The following is an 11,370-nucleotide window of genomic DNA, read 5'->3' as shown; positions in this document are numbered from 1 at the left end:
CCACGAACCCGACGGGTCCGGCGGCGGCGGTCGCGACCCCGGCGAGCGCGGTCGCGCAGCCCAGCAGCGCGAGCCGGCCGCCCTCGACCTTCGCCCCGAGCCCGGCGGCGGCGTCGTCCCCGAGCTGGAGCGGGCGCAGGGCGTGGGCGGCGAGGACGGTCAGCGGGACCAGCACGCCGAGGACGGCGAGCAGCGGCCACACCTGGCCCCAGGAACGGCCGTTGAGGCTGCCCGCGAGCCAGCGGAACGCCTCCTGCGCGTCGGTGACGTCGGAGCGGGCCATCACGTACCAGACGATGCTGGAAAGGCCCATGCCGACGCCGATCCCGATGAGGACCAGGCGCTGGCCGGCGATGCCCTGCCGCCAGGCGAGCAGGTAGATGCCCGCCCCGGCGACCAGGGAACCGGTGAGGGCGCTCGCGGAGAGGGCGACACCGCTGACCTGGAAGAGCAGGGCTGCGGTGACGGCGACCGCGCTGGCCCCGGCGCTGATGCCGATGAGGTCGGGGCTGGCGAGCGGGTTGCGCAGGACGGTCTGGAAGACGGCTCCGGAGAGGCCGAAGCCCGCACCGACGAGGATCGCTAGGAGGGCGCGGGGCAGCCGCAGTTCCAGGACGACGAACTGCGATCCGCCGTCGCCGCCGCCGAACAGGGTGGCGAGGACCTTCCCGATCGGCATCACCATGTCACCGAAGCTGAGCGAGACGCCGAACATGACGATCACGGCGGCCAGCAGTGCGGCGCCGACGAGGACGGAGCGCCGCAGGCTCCGGCCGCGTACGGCGGACACCTGGCGTACGGCGTCGGCGAGCCGCTCCTTGTCCGCGCGCGCGGCGTCCTCGGCGACGGGGGTCGGTCGGCTCACAGTTCCACCAGCTTCCTGCGCCGGACCAGCCAGATGAAGGGGATGCAGCCGATCGCGGCCGTGATCACGCCGACCTGGACCTCGCCGGGGCGGGCGATGACCCGGCCGACGATGTCGGCGACGAGGAGCATGACCGGGGCGAGCACCATGCTGTACGGGAGCACCCAGCGGTAGTCGGGGCCGGTGATGAGCCGGGCGGCGTGCGGTACGGCGAGCCCGACGAAGCCGATGGGCCCGGCGACGACGGTGGCCGCGCCGCAGAGGATCACCACGGCGAGGGCGGACACCAGCCGGATGGTCCCGACCCGTTGGCCGAGGCCGCGGGCCAGGTCGTCGCCGAGGGAGAGGGCGTTGAGCTGCGGTCCGAGGGCCAGCGCGAGGACGACGCCGGCCGCGATGAACGGCGAGACCTGCCACAGCACCTCGGAGGACCGGGCGGTCAGCGCGCCGAGCTGCCAGAACCGGAACTGGTCGTAGCTGCCCCGGTCCTGGAGGAGGATCGCGCTGGTCACCGAGGTGAGCACGGCGCTGGTCGCGGCCCCGGCGAGCGCCAGTTTCACCGGCGTGGCGCCTTCCCGCCCGAGTGAGCCGACCCCGTAGACGAGGAGGGCGGCGAGCAGCGCGCCGAGGAAGCCGAACCAGATGAACTGGGTGGCGACCGTGAACCCGAGCAGGGTGATCGAGCACACCACGGCCACGGACGCGCCCGCGTTGATGCCGAGGAGCTGGGGGTCGGCGAGGGGGTTACGGGCCACGCCCTGCATCACCGCGCCCGCGAGGCCGAGTGCCGCACCGGCGAGCAGCCCGGCGACGGTGCGCGGGATGCGGACCTCCTGGACGATGAGCTGGCCCTTGACCGAGACGTCAGGGGCGAGCACCCCGTCGACGACATCCCGGAAGGGCACGTCGCCGGACCCGACGGCGAGACTGGCGACCACCGTGAGGAACAGCGCGGCGAGGGCGGCCAGGAGCCCGGCGGCGAGTACGGGCCGGCTGTGCCTGCGCCGCGTCTCCCTGCCGCCGCCCGACGGCTTCTCCTTCTCCAGGAGGGACGGGCCGCTCACGACCCGGTCACCGGGGCGGCCGGAATGCGGTGGTGCACTGTTCGTTCCTTAACCCTTGCTCGTCGGCTGCGTCGTCGGCGCGGGCGCGCGGGGACGCTCCCCGCCCGCTGGCGCCTTCGCGCGAGGGCCGCCCCCCGTCGGCCGGTCCACCCCGGACGGGGTACGCGAGGGGACCCAAAGTAAGGTCACCCTAACAGCGCCTGTTCGACACGCGTTGCCGCACCCCACGAGCTCCGGAGCACTTCCTTGTCGTATGCCGCCGCCCCCGCCGCCCCCGCCACCGGTCCGCTGGCCGGGGCCGTGCCCCTGGGCTCGGCGGACGAACTGCGGGAGCTCCTGGGCACCCCGCACCCGATCGTCATCGACAAGGTCCACGACCGGCTCACCGACGACGACCTGGACCTGCTGGCCCGCTCGCCGCTGTGCACCATGGCCACGTCGGACGCGGCCGGCAACTGCGACGCCACCCCGCGCGGCGACGTCCCCGGCTTCACCCACGTCCTGGACCCGGGCACCATCGCCCTGCCCGACCGCCCGGGGAACCGCCGCGCGGACAGCCTCCACAACATCCTGGCGAATCCGCGCGTGGGCCTGCTCTACCTGGTACCCGGGGCGATGGACGTCCTGCGCGTCAACGGCCGGGCCCGCATCGTCACGGACGCCCCCTTCTTCGACGCGATGACGGTGAAGGGCCAGCGCCCGAAGCTCGCCCTGGTCGTCGAGATCGACGAGATCTTCCGCCACTGCCCCGCGTCACTGAAGCGGTCGGGGGTGTGGGCGCCCCGGACGTGGGCGGGGGCGCCTCTCGACGGAGAGTGAGGATGCGTCATGAAGGGGAGCAAGAACTACGGATGCACGTCCTGGCACAGCGCTCGCGCCTGACCTGGACGGCGACGTAGCTTCCGGCGCACGGGCCTCGGCCGAGATCACCCGGTCCAGCGCCACGCGGCGGGGAGCCCCGCGGTGAACCCCGGGGCTCCCCGCTGCCGTCGTCCGGCTACCGGCCGGAGGGGACGGGCTCGCGCCGCATCACCCACAGCAGCGGGCCGTCGCCCGGCAGCCGGGCCTCGCCGAGCACGGTGAAGCCGAAGTGCTCGTAGAAGGGCAGGTTGTCCGGCTTGGAGGACTCCAGGTAGACCGGCAGGCCCGCCGCGTCCGCCCTGGCCAGCCCGGAACGCAGCAGCGCCGCCCCGTGCCCCTGGCCCCGGGCGGCCGGGTCCGCGCCGACGACCGCGAGGTACCAGTGCGGTTCCTTGGGTCCCTGCTGGGCGGCGGCCTGGACGGCCTCCCGGAACAGGGGCGCCCGGTTGCCCAGGATCGCCTCCAGCTCCGCGACGGTCTCCGCGTCGGGAACGGCCTTCTCCTGCCCCTCCGGCGGCACCCAGAACGCGGCTGCCGACGCGGTGCGCTCGCACACCCCGTGGCGGCCGTACTGCCGGGTGAAGATCGTGGTGAAGTAGCGGACCAGGTCGGGCTCGCGCGAGGCCCCGCCGGGGAAGAACCACCCCATCATCGGGTCGTCGGCGAAGGCGCGGGCCAGGGTGCGGCTGATCGACGGGGCATCGTCGAGCGTGGCCGTCCGAGGCGTGTTCGTTATCGACATACAGGTCATTCTGCATGGCGATGATCTTGAGCGGTGGAGGGGGCCCCGGAGGCCGGGGGTAGCCTCCCCGCATGGATCGGCGACTGGCCGCGTACGCGGTGTGCATCGAGGACGGGCGGGTACTGCTCGCGCTTGCCGTGGGTCCGGGTGGCGAGAGGACGTGGACCCTCCCGGGCGGTGGGGTCGAGCACGCGGAGGACCCGTACGACGCGGTGATCCGGGAAGTCGCGGAGGAAACCGGTCTGGAGGTTGTGGTCGAGCGGTTGCTCGGCGTGGACTCACGGGTGGTTCCGGAGGGCGAGCGCCGCCGGGCCGGTGCGCCCGAGCTGCAGAACGTCGGGGTCTTCTACCGCGTACGCGTCACCGGCGGCCGGCTGCGGCCCGAGCCGAACGGCGACACCGTCGAGCCGGTGTGGACCCCGCTGCCCGAGGTCGCCCGCCTGCGCCGGTCGTCACTGGTGGACGTCGGGCTCGCCCTGGCGCGGGCCCTTCCGCCTTCCGGGCACGTCGCCCCCATCCCGGTCGGCGGCCTGATCCAGCACTGAGCGGTCCCCTGCGGAGGGTGTCAGGCCGCTGGTGGCAGCTGCCGGGAAATCCGCCTCTGCGGCATCAGGCGCGCCCGAGCAGGAACATCCAGACCGGCCCCACCACCACGACCACCAGGGCAACTACCGCGGCAACGGTCACCAGCACCAACAGCCCGCAACTTCCCGCGAGGCCGGCGTGCACCTTCGCTTTCAGCCCCTCGGCCTCGGCGTCCGGGTTCCTCTCGGACTCCTCGCCGCCGTACCAGTCGTATCGCTGCATCGCTTCGCCCCCCTGCGATCGCGGCCAGCATAGAACCGGCGACGGGCTCGGCCTCCGCCCGCCCCCGGCACCCGCCGCCCCTCGGGCCATGCGACAGGCCCCCACCCGTCGGCCGAAGGGTGAGGGCCTGTCGTTTGCCGGAAGGGGCCCGGTGGTCTGCCTCAGGCCTTGCGCTGCATCGACGAGCGCGCCGGGTTGCTCTGCTCCGCCGCCTTGGGGTCCTTCTCGCCCGCCTTCGCGCGCACGCCCTGCTCGACGCGCTTGCCGAGGGTGGCGTCCACGTTCGTCCAGTACTGGAACGCCCGCTTCAGCACCGGTTCGGTCACCCCGTTCAGCAGGTGGCCGACGATGTTGTCCACCAGCCGGTCCCGCGCCGCGTCGTCCAGGACCTCACGGACCATGGTGCCCGGCTGGCCCCAGTCGTCGTCCTCGGCGTGGTCGACGTAGGCCGCCCGGGTGATGTCGCCGTCCGCGTACCAGCTCGGCGGGGTGCCGTAGCGCTCCGTGTCGGCCGCCGGGCCGCCCTTGGAGTTCGGGGCGTAGACGGGGTCGGTGGTCTTCCGGTACGCCATCGCCCCGTCCTTGGAGTACGTGTTCACCGGGACGACGGGGGCGTTGACGGGAAGCTGCTGGTAGTTGCCGCCGATGCGGTGGCGGTGCGCGTCCGCGTAACTGAACAGCCGGGCCAGCAGCATGCGGTCCGGGCTCGGGCCGATGCCGGGCACCAGGTTGTTCGGCTGGAAGGCCGCCTGCTCGATCTCGGCGTGGTTGTCCGTGGGGTTGCGGTCCAGCGTCATCCGGCCGACCTCGATCAGCGGGTAGTCGCCGTGCGGCCACACCTTGGTCAGGTCGAACGGGTTGAACCGGTAGTCCTTCGCGTCCTCGTACGGCATGATCTGGACCTTCAGCGTCCAGCTCGGGAACTCCCCGTCGCGGATGTGCTCGAAGAGATCACGCGTGTGGTAATCCGTGTCCGCGGCGGCCATCTGGTCGGCCTCGTGCTGCGTGAACGTCTCGATGCCCTGGTCGGTCTTGAAGTGGTACTTCACCCAGAACCGCTTGCCCTCGGCGTTGATCCACATGTACGTGTGCGAGGTGTAGCCGTTCATGTGGCGCCAGGTCCGCGGGATGCCGCGGTCGCCCATCAGCCAGGTGACCTGGTGCGCGGACTCGGGCGAGAGGGTCCAGAAGTCCCACTGCATGTCGTGGTCGCGGAGGTTGTTGTCCGCCCGGCGTTTCTGGGACCGGATGAAGTGCTGGAACTTCATCGGGTCCTTCACGAAGAACACGGGGGTGTTGTTGCCCACCATGTCGTAGTTGCCTTCGCTGGTGTAGAACTTCACCGCGAAGCCGCGCGGGTCCCGCCAGGTGTCCGGGCTGCCCCGCTCCCCCGCGACCGTGGAGAACCTGATGACCAGGTCGGTCGTGGTGCCGGGCTGGAAGAGCGCGGCCTTCGTGTACGGGGAGACGTCCGCGGTCACCTCGAACTTGCCGAAGGCCCCGCTCCCCTTGGCGTGCGGCTGGCGCTCGGGGATGCGTTCGCGGTTGAACTGGGCCATCTGCTCGATCAGGTAGGAGTCCTGCAGCAGGATCGGTCCGCCGGGGCCGACGGTGAGCGAATGCTCGTCGCTCTCCACCGGGGCGCCGGAGTCGGAGGTGGTCGGCTTGCGCGAGGTGTCGGTCATGTCGTCGCTTCCTCTTGTTCGTCTTCCGCAGACGTGTCGGCGATGGCTCCTACTACGGCTGCCCTGTTGACCCTCTGCCAATGTAGGCAAAACTGGATGAATCGACTCGTCGAGGAACTGCTCCGGCGGACTTCCGTGCCGCGTCAGCGCGATCGCTGCCCTGCGACCAGCCGGTAGACGAGCAGGACGATCACCGAGCCGACGACGGCGGCGATCCATGTCGACAGGCTGAAGAATCCGTCGATCGAGTCGACGCCGAAGATCACCTTGCCGAGCCAGCCGCCGAGCAGCCCGCCCACGACACCGATGACGATCGTGATGAGACAGCCGCCGGGGTCCTTGCCGGGTGTCAGCGCCTTGGCGATGAGCCCCGCGAACAGGCCGATGAGGATCCAGGCGATGATGCCCACGGAAATCTCCCTTTGCGTTGCCGACGCCCATGCACCCTCGTGGTGCCGGGACCCTCCGCGTATCCCCTCAACCGGAACTCACACATCCGCCGGGCCCCGCCCGTCACCCGGGAGCTGCACGATTGACCTGCCCGCGTTACGCCGGACGGGCTCGGACGTGGACCGACACGGGCGTCAGCGTCAAGGGCAGCCGACTGAGCACTTTCCCCTGCCCCATCCGAGTACGGCACCGCCTGCTCACGCCGCTCCCGACCGTGCGAGTCTTCACCCACGGAGCCGGGGGGCTCCGGTCACCGGGCTTGGGTGATGGGGCGGGACGGGGTCGAGCCATGGATCTGTTCGACGCGGAGCTGGGCGGGCGGGACGAGCCCTCGGCGGGACCCGGGGGCAGTTGCTCCTGGGTCACTGCCGTGGTCCTCGGGATTCTGGTGCTGCTGGCGGTGCTGACGCATACGTTCTTCGGGTGGGTGCGGGACCTCCTCGCCGCCCTGTTCGCGTAGCGGCGGACCCACTCAGACCCGCTGCCGCGCCTCCACCGCGTTACGGGTGTCCTCGGCGGTCAGCTCGCCGTTGATCGCCCCTGCCGCCAGGAGGCCGGCCGCGGCCGCACCGATGACCTGTTCGGTGAGGCGGGTGACATTGCCCGCCGCCCAGACTCCGGGGACCTCCGTCGCGCCGGTCGGATCGGTGGAGATGTACGTGCCGATCACCTCGCCGGCCATCTCCTGTGCCACCGGGACCAGGCCCAGCGATTCCAGTACGGCCGAACGCGCGACGAAGCGCGCCTGGATCACCAGCGCCTCGCGCGGGATCACCCGGCCGCCGGCCAGCCGTACGCCGGTGAACCGGTCGTCCGCGACCTCCAGCGCCGTCACCTCGCCGTCCACCACCGCCACGCCCCGGGCCGCCAGCTCCTCGTACTCCTCGTCCGAGGGCTCCGGGCCCGTGTGGCGGAAGAGGGTGACGTCCGCGCTCCACTGCCGCCACATCAGCGCCTGGTGCACGGCGAGGGGGCCGGTGGCGAGTACGCCGATCGGGCGGTCCGCCACCTCGTGGCCGTGGCAGTACGGGCAGTGCAGCACCTCGCGCCCCCAGCGCTCCGCCAGGCCCGGCACGGGCGGCAGCTCGTCGACGAGCCCCGTCGTCACCAGCAGCCTGCGCGCCTCGACGCTCCTGCCGTCCTCCGTCGCCACCCGGAAACCCTGCTCCCCCGGCAGCCGCTCGGCCGAGGCCACCCGGCCCTCGACGATCTCCGCGCCGTACCCGGTGGCCTCGCCCCGGCCGATCGCCAGCAGCTCGCCGGGCGGGGTCGACTCCCGGCCCAGGTAGTTGTGCACATGGGACGCGGGAGCGTTACGGGGCTCGCCCGCGTCGATCACCAGGACCGAGCGCCGGGCCCGCGCCAGGGCCAGTGCCCCGCTCAGGCCGGCCGCCCCTCCGCCCACGATCACCACGTCGTACCGCTGCTGCTTCATGTCGTCGCTCCTGCTCTCCATACGGATCACCTCCGGTTGATGAAGAGAGTGCTCCCACGAGGCCGAAACGACAAACATCCTTGCCGAAACGGCAAGTCACGCGATGCTGAACTCGCACCACACGATCTTGCCGGGGTTCCTCTCCCCCACCCCCCATGTGTCCGCCAGCGCCGCGACCAGCAGCAGCCCGCGCCCGCCCTCGTCATCAGCCCCGGGCAGGTCGTCCGCCGGGCGCACCTCACCGCCGCCACTGTCGTGCAGCTCGACGCGGAGCGCGTTCTCGACCCGCTCCAGGTAGATGTGAACCTTGAAGCCGCGCCCCGGCGGGACACCGTGGCGGAGCGCGTTGGTCGCCAGTTCGGTTACGCAGAGCAGCACGCCGTCCGTGCGCTTCTCGCACTCCCACTCGACCAGCGCCTGGCGGGTGAACTTGCGTACGACCGGGATCGACCTGCGCTCACGACAGTAGAAGGCGGCGCGGTAGTACGGGAGTTGAGTTGTCTCGTTCACGCTTCCACGCTCACACGGTGTAACTACGCTTCAGCAGGGTGACCCCGAAGTGATGCGTGAGCAGCTTCTCCACCTGCGACGCTGCATGGACCTGCCGTTCGTCACCATCCAGATCATGCCCCGCAACACCCCTCGGCACGCCGGGCTCTCGGGGCCGCTCATCCTGCTGGAGACACCGGACCACGACGGGCTCGCCTACATCGACGGCCAGCTGCGCGGCGAGCTGTACGACGAACCCTCCGACGTCAGCGCACTTATGCAGAGGTATGGGATGCTGCGTTCCCAGGCGCTCACCGTCGCGGAGAGCACCCGGCTACTGGACGCACTGCTTGACGCACTGCTTGGAGAGACATGTCCCGCGCAGCACACCCCGCCCCCGGTTCCACAGCCCTCCACTGGTTCAAGTCCAGCTACAGCAACGGTGACGGCGGAGCCTGCGTCGAAGTCGCCGCCCACCCCTCCGCCGTCCACATCCGCGACTCCAAGGTGACCGACGGCCCCGTCCTCACCGTCGAGCCCGCCGCCTGGAGCGCCTTCGTCCACGGCAGCGCGGCCGCCTGAGCCACCCCCGTACACGAAAAGGCCCCGCCCCGCCCCCGGCCGCCAACTCGGCCGGAAGCGGGGCGGTTCCCGTCTGTGCGCCGCGGGATCAGTAGCGCACCCACAGCTCGTAGACGCTCGGCTTGGCCGCGAACGGCTTGCAGATGAACAGGGGGCTCCAGATGTGGTTGGCGGCGCCGGCCGCACCCGCGGCCTGGCAGGCCGCCTGCGACGCGTAGTGGCCACGGATCGTGTAACCCGAGCCCACCGCGGAGGCGGTGGAGGCCGTGCCGAGAGCCATCGCGGCCGCCGCCACAGCAGTGACCGCGATGGTGGTGATACGTCGACGCATGTCGGTAACTCCGTTTCCAGTCGACGCACATGACTGTGCGTCAGTGAATGGGTAGAGCCGAGCCGATCAGCGCGCGCCGCCAGGGAAAAACTAGCGAGCGGAGCCCCGCCGCACAATAGGTCTGGACCATTAAGGCATCGCATATGCCCCATGGCCGTAAACCTCTGTCGTGCCGCATATTTCGTTCCAGCGGCTCACGAACCGGCCGAGCGCTCCACCGGGATCCACAGCTCCGCCTCCGCCCGCTTCCCCTCCTCCGTCAGCCGCACCCGCAGGATCTCGGGGCCGGGTTGGGAGGCGTACGGGTTCGACGGGAACCACTGGGTGAACACGTCCCGCCAGAGGTACTGCAGGGCCTGCGGGAACGCGCCTTCGTTCGTGAAGACCGCCCACGTCCCCGCCGGTACGGAGAGGGAGTCCAGGCCTTCCGGAGGCTCCGCCCCGCTCACCACCCCGTGGTAGTAGTCGAGTTCGGTGCCCTCCGCGCGGCTCGGGTCGAGCTGGTCGCTCACCCCGACGATCCCCGCCGGCTCCTGGTCCGAGAGGGCCGCGATGCGGTCCAGCTCCTCCCGGCCGATCCCCCGGATGAACTCCGCGATGGCCGGATTCGGCCCCTCGTGGATGAGCGGGACGCGGGCCTTCCTGCCCACCACCCGGAATGTGTCCTTCTCCACCAGCTTGTACTGCATGGCCGTACTCCCTTCGACGACGAGTCGGAAGGTCAGCCGTTGCTGGGACCGCAGAACCGCGCCGCCGCGCCGGGCCTCGCCGGGGCCGATGCCGTGCACGGCCCGAAAGGCGCGGGCGAAGCCCTCTCCCGTGTCGTAGCCGTACCGCACCGCCACGTCCAGCAGTGTCCGGTCGGGGGCTCCGAGCACCTCGGCTCCCGCGACCGTCATGCGCCGGCGACGGATGTACTCCGACAGCGGGAGGCCCGCGAGCGCGGAGAACATCCGGCGGAAGTGGTACTCCGACGTCATCGCGATACGCGCGAGCTCCGCCACCTCGATGCGCTCACCGAGATGCGCCTCGATGTGCTCCATCGCGTCGTTCAGCCGTTCCAGCAACCGCTGACTCCTTCCCTTGCTCGTTCACCGTAGGGAGGGGCCATCCTGCCGGACCCGACCGTCCGTGCCCGGATCGGTCGGGCCGGCGAAGCACTACTTCCCGGGCTTCGCCAGCAGCTCCACCAGGGACGAGAAGCTGTCCGCGCCGTGTCCCGCCGCCATGCCCCGGCGGAACAGGTCGGCGACGGCGGCCGGGACGGCGGTGTCGACTCCCGCGTCGGCGTTGGTCTGCAGGACGTGCTCGACGCTCGCCATCCCCATGGCCAGGCGGTCCACGTCGCCGACGTGCACTCCCGCGTCGATGCGGTCGGCGTAGAAGGCGAAGAACTGCGAGAGGGAGTTCGCCGTGTCGTCGGCGTGCGGCAGGAAGTCGGCCGCCGTCAAACCGTTCGCGCGGGCAAGGGCGACGGCCTGCCAGTAACCCAGCATGGCGGTCCAGAACATGCCCACGCCGAGCTGGTAGAGCAGCGCGGCACGCCCCGGGTCCTCGCCGTGGTGCTCGGCCCGGCCCGTCAACGCTTCGAGCACCACCAGGTGCCGATCGAACAGTTCGCGCGGCCCGCTGTAGAAGGTCGACGACTCGGGCTGCCCGATGCCGGACGGAGGCGAGTTGACACCGCCGGTGAGCTGTACCGCACCGTGTCCGGCCGCCCAGTCGGCCCCGGCGCGGGCCTCCTCGGGCGTGGCGGAGGTGAGGTTCAGCAGGACCCGGCCGCCCAGGGCCGGCGCGGCGGGCTCCAGTACGGCGCGGACCGCCGCATAGTCCGTGAGGCTGAGGATGACCACCTCGTTCGCCGCGACGGCATCGGCGGGGCTCGGCGCGAGGGCCGCCCCCCGGGCCACCAGGTCGTCCGCGCGGGAGGCGGTGCGGTTCCAGACGGTGACCGCGTATCCGCGGTCGAGTAAGGCCGCGGCCATGGCCCGGCCCATGGGGCCCAGTCCGAGGACGGTGACCGCGTTCTGTGCGCTGTTCATTGCCTACCTCCGACAGA

General features: G+C 71.4%; 15 protein-coding genes and 1 pseudogene. 5 read left to right on the top strand and 11 right to left on the bottom strand.

The window, feature by feature from the left end; translation table 11 throughout:
• The coding region (locus tag CR470_RS14605) for a FecCD family ABC transporter permease (protein WP_097868023.1) at positions 1 to 865 on the bottom strand (865 nt) is incomplete at its 3' end.
• Entirely contained in the window at positions 862 to 1,929 is a 1,068-nt protein-coding gene (locus CR470_RS14600; protein ID WP_097868022.1) for a FecCD family ABC transporter permease, read from the bottom strand. The genes CR470_RS14600 and CR470_RS14605, both read right to left, overlap by 4 nt.
• Before the next feature lie 246 nt (positions 1,930 to 2,175).
• Here CR470_RS14600 and CR470_RS14595 point away from each other — a divergent pair, with 246 nt between their 5' ends.
• A complete protein-coding gene (locus CR470_RS14595) occupies positions 2,176 to 2,748 on the top strand; it encodes an MSMEG_1061 family FMN-dependent PPOX-type flavoprotein (RefSeq protein WP_097868021.1) in 573 nt (190 codons plus the stop codon).
• 178 nt (positions 2,749 to 2,926) lie between these two features.
• On the opposite strand, the gene CR470_RS14590 is transcribed toward CR470_RS14595, so the two are convergent.
• Positions 2,927 to 3,541, bottom strand: a complete 615-nt coding sequence (locus CR470_RS14590) for a GNAT family N-acetyltransferase (RefSeq protein ID WP_097868020.1) — start codon at positions 3,539 to 3,541, stop codon at positions 2,927 to 2,929.
• A 62-nt stretch (positions 3,542 to 3,603) separates the two neighbouring features.
• Here CR470_RS14590 and CR470_RS14585 point away from each other — a divergent pair, with 62 nt between their 5' ends.
• Positions 3,604 to 4,077: an NUDIX hydrolase gene (locus tag CR470_RS14585; protein WP_097868019.1), complete on the top strand. Its 474-nt coding sequence runs from the start codon at positions 3,604 to 3,606 to the stop codon at positions 4,075 to 4,077.
• Between the two features lie 64 nt (positions 4,078 to 4,141).
• Here CR470_RS14585 and CR470_RS14580 read toward each other — a convergent pair whose 3' ends face one another.
• From CR470_RS14580 to CR470_RS14570, 3 genes are all read right to left on the bottom strand, one after another.
• On the bottom strand, positions 4,142 to 4,339 hold the full coding sequence (locus CR470_RS14580) for a hypothetical protein (protein WP_097868018.1): 198 nt from the start codon (positions 4,337 to 4,339) through the stop codon (positions 4,142 to 4,144).
• A gap of 161 nt (positions 4,340 to 4,500) precedes the next feature.
• Complete coding sequence (locus CR470_RS14575; RefSeq protein ID WP_097868017.1) at positions 4,501 to 6,024, bottom strand: catalase; 1,524 nt, start codon at positions 6,022 to 6,024, stop codon at positions 4,501 to 4,503.
• A gap of 143 nt (positions 6,025 to 6,167) precedes the next feature.
• Positions 6,168 to 6,434 carry a GlsB/YeaQ/YmgE family stress response membrane protein gene (locus CR470_RS14570; protein WP_097868016.1) on the bottom strand — a complete coding sequence of 89 codons (267 nt, stop codon included), beginning with the start codon at positions 6,432 to 6,434 and terminating at the stop codon, positions 6,168 to 6,170.
• Positions 6,435 to 6,763: 329 nt separating this feature from the next.
• Between CR470_RS14570 and CR470_RS39530 the strand changes: the two genes are divergently transcribed.
• Positions 6,764 to 6,934 (top strand): hypothetical protein, encoded by a 171-nt coding sequence (locus CR470_RS39530; RefSeq protein ID WP_179892257.1) that lies wholly within the window; start codon positions 6,764 to 6,766, stop codon positions 6,932 to 6,934.
• 12 nt (positions 6,935 to 6,946) lie between these two features.
• Here the strand turns inward: CR470_RS39530 and CR470_RS14565 are convergent, their stop codons facing one another.
• Together CR470_RS14565 and CR470_RS14560 are read right to left on the bottom strand one after the other, a co-directional pair.
• Positions 6,947 to 7,930, bottom strand: a complete 984-nt coding sequence (locus CR470_RS14565; RefSeq protein ID WP_097868015.1) for an NAD(P)/FAD-dependent oxidoreductase — start codon at positions 7,928 to 7,930, stop codon at positions 6,947 to 6,949.
• A gap of 75 nt (positions 7,931 to 8,005) precedes the next feature.
• Positions 8,006 to 8,419 carry an ATP-binding protein gene (locus CR470_RS14560; protein WP_097868014.1) on the bottom strand — a complete coding sequence of 138 codons (414 nt, stop codon included), beginning with the start codon at positions 8,417 to 8,419 and terminating at the stop codon, positions 8,006 to 8,008.
• 43 nt (positions 8,420 to 8,462) lie between these two features.
• On the opposite strand from CR470_RS14560, the pseudogene CR470_RS40495 reads away from it, so the two are divergent.
• Together CR470_RS40495 and CR470_RS14550 are read left to right on the top strand one after the other, a co-directional pair.
• Positions 8,463 to 8,729 (top strand): annotated as a pseudogene (locus tag CR470_RS40495) (Scr1 family TA system antitoxin-like transcriptional regulator); the annotation flags it as partial.
• A gap of 41 nt (positions 8,730 to 8,770) precedes the next feature.
• The gene (locus tag CR470_RS14550; protein WP_097868013.1) at positions 8,771 to 8,980 is read left to right on the top strand and encodes a DUF397 domain-containing protein; all 210 of its coding nucleotides are present in this window, start codon (positions 8,771 to 8,773) and stop codon (positions 8,978 to 8,980) included.
• 88 nt (positions 8,981 to 9,068) lie between these two features.
• Here the strand turns inward: CR470_RS14550 and CR470_RS14545 are convergent, their stop codons facing one another.
• The 3 genes from CR470_RS14545 to CR470_RS14535 form a co-directional block, all read right to left on the bottom strand.
• Positions 9,069 to 9,311 carry a hypothetical protein gene (locus CR470_RS14545; protein ID WP_097868012.1) on the bottom strand — a complete coding sequence of 81 codons (243 nt, stop codon included), beginning with the start codon at positions 9,309 to 9,311 and terminating at the stop codon, positions 9,069 to 9,071.
• A 194-nt stretch (positions 9,312 to 9,505) separates the two neighbouring features.
• Positions 9,506 to 10,378: an AraC family transcriptional regulator gene (locus CR470_RS14540; RefSeq protein WP_097868011.1), complete on the bottom strand. Its 873-nt coding sequence runs from the start codon at positions 10,376 to 10,378 to the stop codon at positions 9,506 to 9,508.
• A 93-nt stretch (positions 10,379 to 10,471) separates the two neighbouring features.
• Positions 10,472 to 11,353: an NAD(P)-dependent oxidoreductase gene (locus CR470_RS14535; RefSeq protein ID WP_097868010.1), complete on the bottom strand. Its 882-nt coding sequence runs from the start codon at positions 11,351 to 11,353 to the stop codon at positions 10,472 to 10,474.
• Positions 11,354 to 11,370: the final 17 nt, after the last annotated feature.

It is taken from the genome of Streptomyces sp. rh34, assembly GCF_002551245.1.
Lineage (GTDB): Bacteria > Actinomycetota > Actinomycetes > Streptomycetales > Streptomycetaceae > Streptomyces.
This window is presented reverse-complemented; position numbering and strand designations above follow the sequence as displayed.

Excerpts from the sequence above, each read along its gene's own strand:
- CR470_RS14590 (WP_097868020.1), bottom strand. The coding sequence starts at position 3,541 with ATGACCTGTATGTCGATAACGAACACGCCTCGGACGGCCACGCTCGAC.
- CR470_RS14585 (WP_097868019.1), top strand. The coding sequence starts at position 3,604 with ATGGATCGGCGACTGGCCGCGTACGCGGTGTGCATCGAGGACGGGCGG.
- CR470_RS14580 (WP_097868018.1), bottom strand. The coding sequence starts at position 4,339 with ATGCAGCGATACGACTGGTACGGCGGCGAGGAGTCCGAGAGGAACCCG.
- CR470_RS14575 (WP_097868017.1), bottom strand. The coding sequence starts at position 6,024 with ATGACCGACACCTCGCGCAAGCCGACCACCTCCGACTCCGGCGCCCCG.
- CR470_RS39530 (WP_179892257.1), top strand. The coding sequence starts at position 6,764 with ATGGATCTGTTCGACGCGGAGCTGGGCGGGCGGGACGAGCCCTCGGCG.
- CR470_RS14565 (WP_097868015.1), bottom strand. The coding sequence starts at position 7,930 with ATGGAGAGCAGGAGCGACGACATGAAGCAGCAGCGGTACGACGTGGTG.
- CR470_RS14550 (WP_097868013.1), top strand. The coding sequence starts at position 8,771 with ATGTCCCGCGCAGCACACCCCGCCCCCGGTTCCACAGCCCTCCACTGG.
- CR470_RS14545 (WP_097868012.1), bottom strand. The coding sequence starts at position 9,311 with ATGCGTCGACGTATCACCACCATCGCGGTCACTGCTGTGGCGGCGGCC.
- CR470_RS14535 (WP_097868010.1), bottom strand. The coding sequence starts at position 11,353 with ATGAACAGCGCACAGAACGCGGTCACCGTCCTCGGACTGGGCCCCATG.